Annotated in this window: 13 protein-coding genes; all 13 read right to left on the reverse strand. The window is 34.4% G+C overall.

Annotation, left to right across the window (positions count from 1 at the left end; all coding sequences use genetic code 11):
* Window positions 1-86 precede the first annotated feature (86 nt).
* Entirely contained in the window at window positions 87-536 is a 450-nt protein-coding gene (locus Q0M21_RS02615) for a hypothetical protein (protein ID WP_295334331.1), read from the reverse strand.
* A 4-nt stretch (window positions 537-540) separates the two neighbouring features.
* Entirely contained in the window at window positions 541-930 is a 390-nt protein-coding gene (locus Q0M21_RS02620; RefSeq protein WP_295334333.1) for a helix-turn-helix transcriptional regulator, read from the reverse strand.
* Between the two features lie 2 nt (window positions 931-932).
* Window positions 933-1,454, reverse strand: a complete 522-nt coding sequence (locus tag Q0M21_RS02625) for a hypothetical protein (RefSeq protein WP_295334336.1) — start codon at window positions 1,452-1,454, stop codon at window positions 933-935.
* 396 nt (window positions 1,455-1,850) lie between these two features.
* Window positions 1,851-2,591, reverse strand: coding sequence for an NERD domain-containing protein (locus Q0M21_RS02630; protein WP_295334339.1), 741 nt, complete (start codon window positions 2,589-2,591; stop codon window positions 1,851-1,853).
* A gap of 5 nt (window positions 2,592-2,596) precedes the next feature.
* The gene (locus Q0M21_RS02635; protein ID WP_295334342.1) at window positions 2,597-2,926 is read right to left on the reverse strand and encodes a hypothetical protein; all 330 of its coding nucleotides are present in this window, start codon (window positions 2,924-2,926) and stop codon (window positions 2,597-2,599) included.
* 81 nt (window positions 2,927-3,007) lie between these two features.
* Window positions 3,008-3,505 carry a DUF4411 family protein gene (locus tag Q0M21_RS02640; RefSeq protein WP_295334345.1) on the reverse strand — a complete coding sequence of 166 codons (498 nt, stop codon included), beginning with the start codon at window positions 3,503-3,505 and terminating at the stop codon, window positions 3,008-3,010.
* A 4-nt stretch (window positions 3,506-3,509) separates the two neighbouring features.
* Window positions 3,510-4,640 carry an ImmA/IrrE family metallo-endopeptidase gene (locus Q0M21_RS02645; protein ID WP_295334348.1) on the reverse strand — a complete coding sequence of 377 codons (1,131 nt, stop codon included), beginning with the start codon at window positions 4,638-4,640 and terminating at the stop codon, window positions 3,510-3,512.
* A gap of 29 nt (window positions 4,641-4,669) precedes the next feature.
* Window positions 4,670-5,932: a DUF6161 domain-containing protein gene (locus Q0M21_RS02650; RefSeq protein WP_295334352.1), complete on the reverse strand. Its 1,263-nt coding sequence runs from the start codon at window positions 5,930-5,932 to the stop codon at window positions 4,670-4,672.
* Window positions 5,933-5,946: 14 nt separating this feature from the next.
* Window positions 5,947-7,245: a restriction endonuclease subunit S gene (locus Q0M21_RS02655; protein WP_295334355.1), complete on the reverse strand. Its 1,299-nt coding sequence runs from the start codon at window positions 7,243-7,245 to the stop codon at window positions 5,947-5,949.
* Window positions 7,242-8,678, reverse strand: coding sequence for an N-6 DNA methylase (locus tag Q0M21_RS02660; protein WP_295334358.1), 1,437 nt, complete (start codon window positions 8,676-8,678; stop codon window positions 7,242-7,244). Before Q0M21_RS02660 ends, Q0M21_RS02655 begins: the two co-directional genes overlap by 4 nt.
* The gene (locus Q0M21_RS02665; RefSeq protein ID WP_295334361.1) at window positions 8,678-10,297 is read right to left on the reverse strand and encodes an HNH endonuclease domain-containing protein; all 1,620 of its coding nucleotides are present in this window, start codon (window positions 10,295-10,297) and stop codon (window positions 8,678-8,680) included. The genes Q0M21_RS02660 and Q0M21_RS02665 overlap by 1 nt, the downstream gene beginning before the upstream one ends.
* Window positions 10,298-12,679: an EcoAI/FtnUII family type I restriction enzme subunit R gene (gene hsdR / locus Q0M21_RS02670; RefSeq protein ID WP_295334363.1), complete on the reverse strand. Its 2,382-nt coding sequence runs from the start codon at window positions 12,677-12,679 to the stop codon at window positions 10,298-10,300.
* Window positions 12,680-12,910: 231 nt separating this feature from the next.
* Window positions 12,911-13,912, reverse strand: a complete 1,002-nt coding sequence (locus Q0M21_RS02675) for a hypothetical protein (protein WP_295334365.1) — start codon at window positions 13,910-13,912, stop codon at window positions 12,911-12,913.
* Window positions 13,913-14,741 lie beyond the last annotated feature (829 nt).

Consider the following 14,741-nt stretch of genomic DNA (forward strand, 5'->3'; position numbering starts at 1 on the left):
TATTAGGTATGATTATGATTTACAAATGGTTTGGTGTTGGATTCGGGAATTGATAAAGACAAGTACTTAAAATACTGAAAACGTTATTATGCTATTTTACGGGTACTCCTTAACAATTCAGGGGGAGATATTACCGGTAAGATGACTTGTTGTAATACAGTGTCTTTCCAAAGCATAAAAAGCATTCCTCTCATTGTAGAAAAACTTATTGCCAATAGTGTGGATACAAAAACACCGCTGAAGACAGGTTTTCCCTCAATGATGTTGTAATGGTCTTTTAAATCATCGATTTTGAATAAAAAATCTAACTCGTAATTCCCTCCCTGATTTATGGTTTTACCCTCTATTTCACCACTCATATCCAGAAAAAGTCGAATTTTAACCACTTCACTTTGAAGATTATGCATCATATTGTGCGCCATCTGAAAGTTGTATGACGGGTTTTTAGCCAATTTATTTTTTAAAATAACATTATGCTCTTTAACCCAGTTTATCTGCAAGAGATGAATTTTTTCGGGGATGACTACATTTGCCATTGTATCAGATTGCTTTTTTTTCACCGTCTGTAGTTGTCTCTACGTGGGATTGTTCAAAATCTAATGCTTCCGGAAGCACATTATCATTTACCATTACTTTGAAGTAAATGTATTCCTTTTGCGGTTCAATATGGATGATATCAACACCTAGAGCTATTTCGATTTTTACAATAGTTTTAGTGGTAAAGGTATGTGTGCCAGTAAGCCATTTACTTATTTCAGAAGGTTTTTTGTCTAACAATCGGGCTAAGTCGGCCGGCTTTAATCCTCTTTCCTCAAGCAATTGGTGGATTTTGTTGGCAATTGCCAGATTTTTTTCCACTAATTTATCTATTTGAGGATTTTGGTTTTCTTGCAACCAATCAGAAATAATATTGTTTTTTGTGTTTTTCATAGTTAAAATTGAATCATCAAGTCGGAGTGGAACACAATATCAGTTAGTGTTTCATTCCAAAGAATATCTTTTTCAATAAATGCTTGATCGATGGCTTTTGAAATTTGATTTGCCATATTAAAATGTTTACTGACATTTGGGCAATCTTGTGCTTTTTGAGTGGTTTTTATATCTCCATTGAAAAGGAATACTACATTATTGTTGGCTCGTAAACAATACAATCGTAATGAATTGGCTTTTTTCTTTCCGTTTTCAATGTAAGAAGGACTCCTGTTTTCGACAGGGGGTAAAGCTGAAGCATCTGCATTTTTTCCTTCGGGTCTAAATAAATAGGTTTGTGCGCCATATTTGTTTCCTATAACCTCTAACCACTTTACTATATGGTAAAGTTTTTCTTTGTTAGCATTATTGTGTTGGGCTATGAAATTCTCAAATAATGAGTGTTCTTCATTTTCTAATACAACGGAGTAATATGATACCTTATCATAACTTCCTATGTGTTTTATGTGTGCAAAAGTATTCACTTATAAGTTAACTACCAAACTTTTTGTTTACTTTTAAGTTAACTTTAATAGATTAACCCATAATTAGTAGTCATTACAATATTAGTTTAATTTATCTTTATTTACTTACAGTAGTAGTAAATGTTATTAACTAAGTTGTCAGTAATTTATTTAAAAAGTGGGTTTGTCAAAGATTAAATGCAACTTCTTACTTTATGTCCCAAACAGTAATTTTAGTTTAAACTACTTTCATATTGATTTTATAAATGGTCTAATTTGTTTGTTTTTTAATCTTGGGGAAGCTAAGGAGTGTAGGTGTGCAAATCCGTAAGTTTAGTTTTGCCACAGGGTTTGAAATCATTATGCATTTCTTATTCATTTTATGTGTACTTTTCTATATTAGGGTTATTACAGTTGTTATTGTAATTTTATTGTATTAGTACATTTGGGGTAGTTGGTGCAGCCTAAAAAGATGCCGAATTTGCCTTGGCGCATTACTAAAATACCACCGCATTTTGAACACTTTTCTTTTCTCTTGAGCGCTTCATTTTGTTCGATTCTTTGCTGGATTGATTTGATGTGCTTGCGTTTGTCAAAAGTGGCAATGCTATTGGCCGCTTTGATTTTTTCAACAATTGCTTCTTTTTCAGTAGCTGGTAGGTTATTAACGGAATATCGTTTAATAGTTCTTGTCAAACGAGCGGTATATACAACCTTGGTAGTTGTATGTACCTTTAAAGTAGCTCTGGATGAAAATGCAATAATTGATGTATAGATAAGATTGGGAAACTCAGGCAAACATTTTTTTAAGGCTTTGATATGTCCTTGGTTTTGTTTTATGGGATTATAGAGTTTTTCTCGGTGGTTAAAGATGACCTGCGTCCAATATTGCGCCTCTTCATTTCCGAATATCCAACCTTTATAATTTTTAGTTTCAATTACAAAAATCCCGTAATCAGAAATAACTATATGGTCTATTTGTGTGGTGTAGCCATCCGATTCTAAAACAATATTGTGCAGTACTTTGTATTTCTTTTTATCTAAGGAATGTAAGTATAGGGCAACGGTTTGTTCACCAATAGTGCCTTTGATTTTGGCTTTGTAGAAGTTGACTACAAATAGTAAGGCAATGAAGATTAGTAATAGAAATAATGGCATAAAAATTACTCCTTCTTTTTATGGTTTATTAGCTTTCCAAACCTAATTTCATCAAAGTGTCCCATTAAATAAAAGGTGTCAATCTTAAATCGATTCCAATTTTTTTTGGTGTATTTAAACCCATAAACGGCTCTGGTGAAATAATCATGATTATTCATAACAATTTCTAAAACATCTCCGGTTTTAAAATCCAATTGCAGGTCAAACGCATCCGATTCTTGTAACCTGTTTTCAAGAATGGAATAGTTTGATTTATAATTTGGCTTAAACAATTCATATGGCAACAGTATTTCTCCAACCACCATCATATTCTTGTCTTTGTTTCTTCTGTACAATACCCAATAGTTTTTCAGTCTATTCGTTGAAGTAGCTTTACAGGAACAAAGTTTTATTTTGTTGGAGAGGGTGCACATTCGTCAGATTGTTACACCTAAAGCTCTAAACAAATCTATCGTTTTAATACATGTAATGCCTTGAGGACTTGCGGCATCAGGAAGCATAACTCTTTTTCGACTATTAGGACTGCTGGTTTCATGAGTTACAATTTGATTTTCATTTGCCATTGCATATGCAATTAGCCAAGCATCAGCTTCATCAACATCTAAAAACTCACTAATTGCAGCTTGTGAGTATTGGTCTGATTTAGAGTAAACCCATCCTGTAAGTAATGCATAATTTAAAACACTAGAAGTAGTGTCTTTAAAAAAATCATCAGCTAAATTATCAATACACCATTGTGATAGTTCATCATTGTTTTTTAATAACTCTTTTTGAACCTTATCGATAGATATGATTTTTCCGTCTGCGATCAATTCTTTAACTTTTAGCCAAAAACTTGGTACAACATCAAATGGATAGGTTGTTCTGTGAGCTTCAATAAAGAAGTTACTATCAATTAGGAAAGGCGCCGTCATACTATTAATGCAAATGTTGTGTTACAAACTTTTGATAAGTATCTCCTTTCAGCCCTGTAATTTTATATGCATCTCGATAAAGTAATTTGTTTTGATTTACAGCTTGATTCACATAAGTTGCAAAACTAACACTAACACGTTTACGAGCCGTTGCATAAAAATCACCACCGCTACCTTGATTTTCTTTTTTTTGTTTAAAGCTATCCATATAGCCATTATAGAAAGTGAAGAATTCGCCTCTTGTAATGAGCCCTAAGTCCATTGCTCGTCTAGCAATAACTATTGGGCTTACTTTAAAATAACGTCTTGCATACTCGATACTTGGCTTGTCTTTCCAAATATCAATTAAAGAACTTGCAGGCACTAAAAACTCTGCCGCTATAGCATCACATAATTTTTCAACTGGGTCGTTGGCTGGTAATAAGTTTTGATTGTCAAAACCGGCACTTTCGCCTAACCAAATATGAGCTAATTCATGAATAATTGTAAAAAGTTGGGCGGCTTTAGCATCTGCTGCATTGATAAACATAAATGGCGCATGCTGATTTACTAACACAAACCCTCTGCATTCATCAACACTTATTGGTCTATGAGTATTGTTTTCAACCACACCATTAAAGTTTATAAATATTCCAATTTCTTCAATTTTGTGTGTTATGAAAGCTAATGTATCTTCAAAAGTAGCGAAATTACAAGCCCAATTAGCTTGTAAACTCAACGTGTTTCTGATATCTACTACTATAGTATTCGCATTAGTGTTCTCATTAAACTTCCCTACGAAGGTTAATGGTTCATGGTCGTTATCTATTAAATAATCTGTTATCCAATCTTGTCGTCTTTGTAGTATTTGAATGGTGTCAAATACATTTAGACTTACTTTGTCTGTATTGTTGTTTCCGGTTCTAAAAAATGGAAATGGAATGCTTTCATTTGGCGGTTCTGGCATAAATAAATAGCCAAATGGAATATGAACTCTAGTAGCAAAAGCCTCTAGTTGCTTTACTGTTGGTTTCTTTACTTCTTCAATCCAATTTTGAATACTAGGGTTGTTTTCGAGAAACTTTTCCACGTCAAATCCTGCCCGAGCTATTGCCCAAGTGATAAGATTAGGATTTATTTTAACTTCTGTTCTCATTTTAAGCAAAAGTATGAAATAATTGTATTTTATTTAGCTGTAAACTTTTCAATAATATTAGATGGCATAGTAGGGGAAGAGTCCTCTTTTAACAATCCAGTATCAGCTCTACTAAATAGTGATTGTAATATTAATTGTCGCTCCTCTGGTTCAATTGTAGTGTCTTTTTTAAGTGCCAAATAAAAATGAGTTAGTTGTTCTCGCTCTTCAGCATCTCTTGACAAGTGAAAAGAACTAAAAGTCATTTTTGATAATATCTTTATGGTAAATGCTAAAAGAGAAACAATTGTAATTAATATTATAGACCATTTAATCCCTTTAACATTATCGTTAAATGCAGTTTCAAAATAATCTGTGCCTAAAAGCATCAACAATGTAAATAATAAAATTGCCGCTATTACAGAAACCCCAATCAACCAGTTTAGATGCTTGTTTCCTTCACCTTTTAGTTTTAATGCTCTATCTTTCCAATATTGAGCGGGAGCTTCTAAACGTAATTTTTCTCTATATAAATCTTCATTGCTTTTTATGGAATCACTCGACTCTTTGAAAAAAGTATCAAAACCCTCTTGGATACCGATAAACCAATCTTCAAAATTTTTATTTTTTTCAGTTTTTAATTTATCGACTGTTTCAAAGTGCTCTGTCAAATTATCTTTCGCATCAGATAAATAGCCATTTAGTTGTTGTTCAGCTTCTACAATGTATTCATTATACTTGTCTCTTATTCTACTTAAGCTTAGCTTTTCATTATTTCTACGATGAAGAATTTCTGAATCATCTTGATTTTTAAATTCATAACCATAAAGAAAGCCAATGAAATAATCTTTGCCGTTATTAAAATTAATATTTTTCCCTATTGTAAAGTCAATTAAACCCTGTGTGTAATTAGGATTAGTAGTATTTATTTTTAATATAAAATCTGTTTCAGGACAATCATATACAAAATTGTAAGTATTGGAAGTATTCTTTTCTTTATTAAAGTGGGATAAAAAATCATTCCAATAGTGGTCAAATTGACTTTGATTACTTTCACTAAAATAATCAGATAACTGAATTAATTTTGCTTTTAAATATTCAAAATGAGATTTAGATTGGATAAAAATGTTTGGAAGATTTTCTATTTCATTCCAATGGATTACTTGATCTAATACAAATTTATAAACCGATTGAATGCCTTTAAACTCTTTAGTGTAATTTAAAACAGGATAATTCAAAGTAACTTCCAAACTATTCAATTTATCTTTGATAGTGCTATCGAGTACCAGCTTTCTATAACTTTTAATATCCATACTTTATATTTTAATTAAACCTCCTCTTTCCCCTGCAACGCCTCCCTCAAAACCTGCTGCAACAAAAGTTCATTATACCTTTGACTTTCCTTAATACTCTTCTCTAAACCATCACAAAACGTCATTAACTCCTCTAACTTAGCCACAATTTGCTCTTGCTCGTTAAGTGGTGGAAGTGGAATGATAGCATTCTTTATTTTCTCTAAAGTAACTCTAGTTATAGCTACTCCATACATTTCATTTCTTGTTGCTTGATAATAAAATGGGCTTCTCATAGAATACATTAAATATTTATTAAATAAACTATTTGACAATTTTAGCAATGCTACACTTGACAACATACTATATTCTTCATCTAAGTTATTAATAGTTACAATACCTGTAGTAGCTCCATCTTTAATGTAAAGTATGTCTCCTTTTTCGGGATTACATCTAGAAAAAATTTCTTTATGCACTTTTTCATTCACATAAGTAATATTTGATAAATCAATTCCTTCATCTTTAATATTCTTGGCTGTTACATATTTATATTCACCGCTTTGAGTGTTTGTCGGAGAATGATGTGTTCCATCAGTAATTTTCAAACAAATCTCCCCCAATCTACACCAAGCCCAATGCTCAGGAATTTCAAAAGGAATTTCCTCATTAGTAATAGGCGGTAATTCTTTTTCTTTCTTGAGTTTCTTTTCTGCAATGAGTTGTGCTTTCTCAGCTTTTATTTTAGCTAACAAGTCGTGACCGGTTTCACTGCTAACCTCTAAAGTTTCACTGCTGACTAACTTACCCTGCATCGCTTCACGCAAAAAAGCCTGACGTAGTTGTATGATTAGGTCGAGTTGGTGGGTGAGTTCGGAATTTAAATCTATTTTAGAAGATTGCATTTTAACAAATTGATTTTTAGTTTCAACTTGTTTATCTATTTGAAAATAAGGTAATTTATAATTACCGAAAGATTTTAATCCAATTGCTTCTTTAGAAGTTCCTGCTTTTGTGTTTTTTACAATATCATCTTTAAATTCATTAAAGATCATATGATAAAATTTTAAATCAATTGGAAAATTTATTGGATCTTTAGGGGTAATTACAAAACACAAATCACTTGCTATGAATTTCCCATTTAAATAGTGAGTTCTTCCTAGTGAACCTGATGCAGCAGCTGCAAACACTAAAGCCTCACAATTATGTGTATATTCATTATGTGTTTTCCATTCTGATGAAGCAGTAATAAAGTCAAACTCACCTTCAGTACATTTTGAACTTTGTAAACTACCTTTTTCAAAGTGAAACAAATCATTTATTCGCATTAAACTCATTTCACTGCTTCTTTTAGTTGGTTCAACAAATTATTGCTTTTTTCAAAAGAGGTATGCAGCAGTTCCATTAATTCCACACTACTATATTCGTGAACTTCTTCCTGCTTGGTAGGGTTTTTAATGTCTAAATCGTAATTGCGGTCGATAATGGTTTGTATAGGTACTTTCCAAGCAATGTCATTTTCCTTGCGGTCGTTCCACCATTTTTTTATGGGTTCAAACTCCTTAGCTTGTATTGGCTTGGTTTTGTTATAGGCTTTTTGTCCCTCGGGCAAACGGTGTTCGTAATACCAAATTTCTTTGGTTGGCGAACCTTTGGTAAAAAACAACAAATTGGTCGCTACCGTCGCATACGGTTGAAACACCGAGTTAGGCAAACGTATAATGGTGTGCAAATTACATTCTTCCAATAGTTTTTGGCGTACGCGTTGTTTTACGCCATCACCTGTTAACGAACCATCAGGCAATACAATACCCGCTCTTCCGCCTTGTTTTAATAAGTGTATCATCAATATCAGGAACAAGTCGGCACTTTCTTTGGTTCTAAAGTTTTGAGGAAAGTTGTTTTCGTTATTGTTGGCTACAATACCGCCAAAGGGTGGGTTGGCCAAGATGGCATTTACTCGGTGCTTTTCGGTAAAGTTAGATAACGGTTGGTCTAAAGCATCCCCAAAACGAATGTTGGGGACTTCCATATCGTGTAATATCAAGTTGGTCGTAGCCAACAAATAGGGCAGTGGCTTGTATTCCCAACCCATTACGTTTTCGGCTATGCTCTTACGGTCTTCTATACTATTGGCTTGCGCTTTTAAATGCTCAATGGCACAGGTTAAATAACCTCCCGTTCCACACGCAGGGTCTAATATCTTTTCACCCAATTGAGGGTTAATCATTTCGGTAATAAAACTCGTAATGGCTCTTGGTGTATAAAACTCCCCACTTTTTCCGGCACTTTGCAGGCCTTTTAAGATGGTTTCATACAATTCGCCAAACGCATGACGGTCTTTGGCAATGTTAAAGTCAATTTCGTTGAGCTTGTTCAACACTTTTCTAATGTTGATGCCGCTTTTCATATAGTTGTTATTCCCTTCAAATACTTCACGTACAATCAAAGCACGGCGGTTTCCAGTACTCACATCAATATTGCGCAGCGCAGGGAATAGTTTTCTATCAACAAATTCTAATAGTTCATCACCGGTCATGCCTTCGTCGTCGCCCGCCCAGTTGCCTTTGGCTTTTACCCAATGGAATTCATCGGGTATCGGAGAAACATAGTTGTCGTCTAATAATTCGAGTTCTTTGTCTTTATCGGAGTATATTTTTAAAAACAACATCCAACCGAGTTGTTCAATGCGTTGGGCATCACCGTTTAGTCCGGTGTCTTGCCACATGATGGTTTGTATGGATTTTAAGATGGAGGAGATGTTGGACATTATGATCTAGGTATTTGCAATTGATTTAAATTTAAAGGCTGAACTAATACTTTAACTCCTTGTGGTGAAGAACCAGTTGTAAAGATAGTGTGCCAAAATTGATAGTTTTGTTTACCACCAAAAACAGTATTGGATAATTCATTATTAGTCCACAATGGTAACGCTGAAAGATTATTGATGTAGTTTCTTATATTGTTCCAAAGTGTTTCAGAAAACTCATATTGAAACAATTTTTTTTCATCAACAGGGTGTCCAAGTGAAATAAAATGAGATTGTACAATTTGACTTAAATATTTAAGCCAATTATACATAATTTCTTCTTTTCCCATTCTGTAAGCTCTCATATGTTCCATTGGAATTTCTCCGTCGTTTTGAATTTTACTTTCCAAACGCGATGTTCCAATTTCTAAATCAAATTTTCCAATATAAATTTCTTCTGCAATAATGTTCATTAATTGAACTATTTGCTCTTTTTCTAAACTTCGAGGGTTATTTCCTTCTTCTAGCTTATGAGAAATTGGTGTTTCTAATAAATCTTGATAAATAAAGAACGAATAAAATGTTTTTTCAATTGAACTATAAGAAATAGGCTTTTCTTTTGCTCTTCCTCCCATATCTACAAATTCCATTAATTTGTTTTCAGGGTTTCTGGTAACTCCATCTCTAACAGAATCTAAAATATATCTTTTCAATTCTCTTGACTCCCCTTTGAAGTAATTCACTAATTCACGTTCCGAAAAATTTAAATTATCATCTCCCAAATTTAATTCATCTTGATAACGTTTTACTCTATCATAATACAAAGTATTACCCAAGTGTCTTTGAACAGATTTGTCAAATGCAACCTGTCGTAAAACTGTACCTGCTCTAAAATTGGTTAGAATAATCAAATCCTCATTAGGATTAATAAAAATTCGAACTGGAATTTCTTTAACATCTAACATAACTTGTGCAGCAGCCTTATGTTGTCCATCAAATATTTTAACTTTAGATTCTGAATTATCCTTTATATCAATCCATCCCAAAGAAATATGTAATTGGGGATTACCTTGATAAAATTCATCAATCAATTTAGAAATGTTATTGCCTATTGATCTAGGATTTATTTTATCATCATGGAATACAAATTCAATTGGCAAAACTGCAAAGAAGTATTCTAAGCCACTTAATTTATCTTTATGAATAGGAGCCTTGATAATTTCAGTATTACTTATTTGTGCTAAAGAATAAAGAATATTATTATCTTCTCTTCTAAATTTAAGACTAAATTTTGAACCATTTTTAGTTTTTAAAATATCGTCAAGATTAGGACTTCTATCCTCTTTTTCTTTAAACTCATTCTGAATTTTAGTAAATCTATGAAGAATTCTTGCAAGCTTTAAATCTGATGCTTGTTTTGAACGATTGGCTGAAGCAAAAGTTAAGGCAAAATTACTTGGGTCGTCTTTTCCTCCAAGTTTTGATGGTATTACATGGTCTATATCCAATATAGATTTATGTAATTCTAAATCGATATTTTCTTCAGTTATAAAACATTTCCCATTCTGAATTTCCCAAAGGTCTCGGATTAATTTTTCTCTTTCTCCTGGACTTAATCTTGATAAATAATTTGATGCCATCTATGCTTTTCTATATAATTCGTTTTCTAATTCTTTTACTGCTTCTAAATACTTTTGCTTACTACCAAATTCACTAATAATTTCAATAGGGGAACCATATTCGTCAAAAGGTTTGACACGTAATACTTCAATACTTTCAATATTCTCTACCCCTTCGTCAGCATATTTATCCAAAAGGGTTTCCAGTACTTTTCGGGCTTGGTCGCCATACTTAGTAAAGTAATTGCGTTTTTTGACATTGTTGGCGCGTTCCTTTCTGGTCAATGGTGGTTGGTCATACGCCACATGGCATATTAAATCAAACAAATCCACTTGCTTATCCACTGCTTCATACAAGGCTTCTACCATAACGCCTTGTTCTTGCAACTCTTTGATAATGGCTTCTTTCTTGACGGCATTATTCCACGTCAACAGGAAGTCATCCAGTGAAGCAAAATTTTGTTGGATAATGCTTTTGGTATAGTCTTTTAAACTGGTTGTTATGGGTTTACCGTTATGGTCAAAATACAACTCACGACTCACCAATACTGATACGTCAACCCCATTGACATATTGTTTAGGTCTTTTTTGATACTCTTCATGGCCGGATGGTTCTCTTACTTTTGGCGGTGCTATAATTATTTCATCGCCGGTGATATCGTCAATTATAGGTTGTTCTTCTTGTTCTTCCTCTGCTGTAACTGTTGTCAAATCAACATCCTCTGTAATAGGTTTTACACGTAATGGATCACCATCAAAATCAGGGTCGGCAAAATTATCAGTGGCGTTTCTAAAGTCAAGAATCGTAAAGTATAGTTTATTGAACTCTTCATTGATACGCGTACCACGACCTACAATTTGCTTGAACTTGGTCATCGAGTTAATGTTGGCATCCAACACGATTACTTTACAAGTCTGGGCATCAACTCCTGTAGTCATCAATTCAGATGTTGTGGCAATCACCGGGTATTTTTCTTCTGGGTTGATAAAGTTGTCTAACTCACGTTTACCTTCATCGTTATCGCCGGTAATCTGCATCACGTATTTGTAATTTTCGGCAACCAAGTCGGCATTGTGACGGGCAATAGCATTGCGCATGCGTTCGGCATGGTCAATATCCACACAAAAGATGATGGTTTTGGCAAAACGGTCAAAACCTTTGAGGTATTCCGTTACTTTTTTGGCTACTGTGTCGGTACGTTCGTCTATAACCAAACTGCGGTCAAAGTCTTTCCGGTTGTATATACGGTCTTCAATTGCGTTACCGTCTTTATCGGTTTTGCCTTGTTCCGGTCGATACCCTTCGGCATCTACGTTTAGTGCAATTCTAACTACTTTATAGGGAGCCAGGAATCCGTCATCAATACCTTGTTTTAGGGAATAGGTATAAACCGGTTCTCCAAAGTATTCTGTATTACTGGTTTCTTTAGTTTCTTTAGGAGTAGCAGTTAAACCAACATGCGTGGCTTTTCCGAAATAAGTTAATATTTCACGCCAAGCACTGTCTTCTTTGGCACTACCACGGTGACACTCATCAATAATAATTAAATCAAAAAAGTCCGGGGAGAATTGTTTGTAAGCATTGGCTTCTTCATCAGCACCCGATAAGCCTTGGTAAAGAGCTAAATAAATTTCATAACTCTTGTCAATCATTCTGTTTTTAACAACAGTCATTTTATCTTTAAAATGTTTGAAGTCGCCCCGTTTGGTTTGGTCAATCAAAGCATTTCGATCGGCCAGAAACAAGATTCTTTTCTTGGCGCCGCTTTTCCAAAGTCGGTGAATGATTTGAAAAGCTGTATACGTTTTACCAGTTCCCGTTGCCATAACCAACAAAATTCTGTTCTGTCCGTTAGCAATGGCTTCAACAGTCCTATTGATGGCAATTTGTTGGTAGTATCTGGGTTTTCTGCCTGAGCCGTCAGAAAAGTATTTTTGCATAGCAATCTTTTCGCCCTCAGGGGTAACAATTCCTTTGTAGTGTTTGTATTTTAACCACAAAACTTCCGGAGAGGGAAAGGCGTCTAAAGGTAATTCGGTTTCAATTGATTCATCAGTAACCGTTCGGTCATGAAAAATAAAGCCATCACCATTACTACTGAATACACTGGGAATATCTAATATTCTGGCATAATTTAACGCTTGCTGTATTCCGGCACGAACTGAATGTTTGTTGTCTTTAGCCTCAATAATAGCTATTGGATTGTCTTGATAATAAAGCAAATAGTCTGCTCTTTTGCGTTCGCCACGAGCGGTTAGCTTTCCGCGAACATATATTTTACCATCGGTAAAAGAAACTTCTTCCAATACTTGTGTTTGGATATTCCAACCGGCTTTTTGAATAGCAGGCGTAATAAACTTAGAGCAAATATCCCTTTCCGATAAACTTTTTTTGTCTACCATTTTAATTGTTACAATGAATTTTACCAAACATAATGAAAATCTCACACACTTGCAATCCCCACCAATAGGGATTATCAACAAGCTTTCCAATAGAAAAATCTTATGAAACTTGTATTTGGTTATATTTTGAAGTAAATGTAAAAAGCCAATTGTAATAACTTTTACGGTTTTTCGCAATGCAGCTCGAATCATTATGATTCGAGCTGCAAAAATGAGAGTTCTGCAATTCGATTAAAAAATAAAAGCACCGCCTATGATTAAGTTGCGGTTTTCCAATGACTCTTCGGAGCTAAAGGTTTTAAACATGGCGGATAGGTTGAACTTATTTTTAATCACCACACCGGTGGTCAGTCTGCCAAAGTTAAAATTGGCATTGTCCAGTCCTAAGTTTTCTTTAAAGACTTCGGTGCCGTAAATACGGCTGAGGTTAAAGTTGGCATACAATCGGATATCGCCGTTAGAGGTGGAGGCATCCACATACACATCAACAGCGGCTACCAAGCTACCGGCAAAGTCACTGGTTTGGGTACCAAAGGCCGGGAAATCGGCTGTGGCCTTGCCCATAAATCGGGAAATAAGATTGTACTGATTGTCTTTGGTGCTCCAATACAACAAAGGGTATTCAACGGTTAATACGGTGTTCCCGCCACTGGTAGAGAGGCGTTGGAAGGCTTCTTCCTCTTTGGCCTCGGCTTGGTCTTCCTGAGCGCTGTTGGATACCATGGTGCCTAAGCTTAGTCGTACCGTACTCATATTACCCGAAGCCAATTCGGTATATACTGAACCCGATTTACTACCTAAGTTAAAGCCCGAGTTGTTCAAAAAGTTGATTACACTGCGTTCTTCCGAATACATCACATTAAAAAACGCATCCGATTCCGGCGACCCAAAAAAGGCATGAAAGGTTTTCTTTTTAAAATCTTCGGTGTTGTTTAAAGTCTTTAAGCTGGTGGTGAGTTCACGAATCTCGGTTTCGAGCTTTTTGATTTCCTTTTCACCGTCGGTTACTTTAGAAATGGCAGTGCCTTCTTGGTTAATTTCGGTTAGTATGGCATTGCGCTTTGCTACTAAGTCGGCAATCGATTTTTCATAGGCTTTTTTGTAAGCCGTATAAATGGATTGTCCGCGCTCGGAGTTAGAGTCGTAGGCAAAAGCCTTGTTGAATTTAAAGTCTTGTGCATTGGCTACGGTGCCCCAGCAGCACAGTAGTCCTAATAGTAATCTTGTTCTCATACCTATATAGTTTTAAAAGTTACACTATAAACTATAGCCAATATGCTCATACAAGAGCCACAAACTATAGCTTTCCTCTCAAGGTGGTATTTGAACAGCGGAAAGAATAGTATAAATTTAAAGTAAAAGTTTGTAAATCAGGTGTTTTGGTTGTGGAATTTTACTATTTGTCGATTTTTGAGGTTATTAATTGATTAAGTAGAGTGGAACAAATAGTTTAAAAAGAAGATAAAATTACCTGTTATTTATTCAGTTTAGTTAGCTCGGGTGCAAAACCGCTTATACAAGATTATTGGATTAACTCACTACTCGAAAGGATTGACTTCGTCGAATTTCATTTCGCGCGGGAGCGAGGGAGTACCAGATTTTTAGAATCGTGGAACTGCTCCTAATCACGTTCGTTTCGGAATTTAATGAGAACTTCGATTATTTGTCGGTATTTTTCCATCAGAAGGATTTACTTTCAAACTTAGTGAAAAAGGATTAATGAAACAATTTTTCTTTTGTGCTAAATAAAGGACGTTCTAGCATAAGTATAAAAATATTTGGCATTTTATTTTGTTGTACGGAAAAAACACGTACATTTGTAAAGCTAATACGGATAGATATCCATTTAAAAAAACGTAACAAAAAATTACATCAAGCAAATTACATCAAGCAAATTACATTAAGCAAATTACATTAAGCAAATTACATTAAGCAAATTACATTAAGCAAATTACATTAAGCAAATTACATCAAGCAAATTACATTAAGCAAATTACATCAAGCAAATTACATCAAGCAAATTACATCAAGCAAATTACATCAAGCAAATTACATCAAGCAA

It is taken from the genome of Flavobacterium sp., assembly GCF_024710485.1.
Classification (GTDB): domain Bacteria; phylum Bacteroidota; class Bacteroidia; order Flavobacteriales; family Flavobacteriaceae; genus Flavobacterium.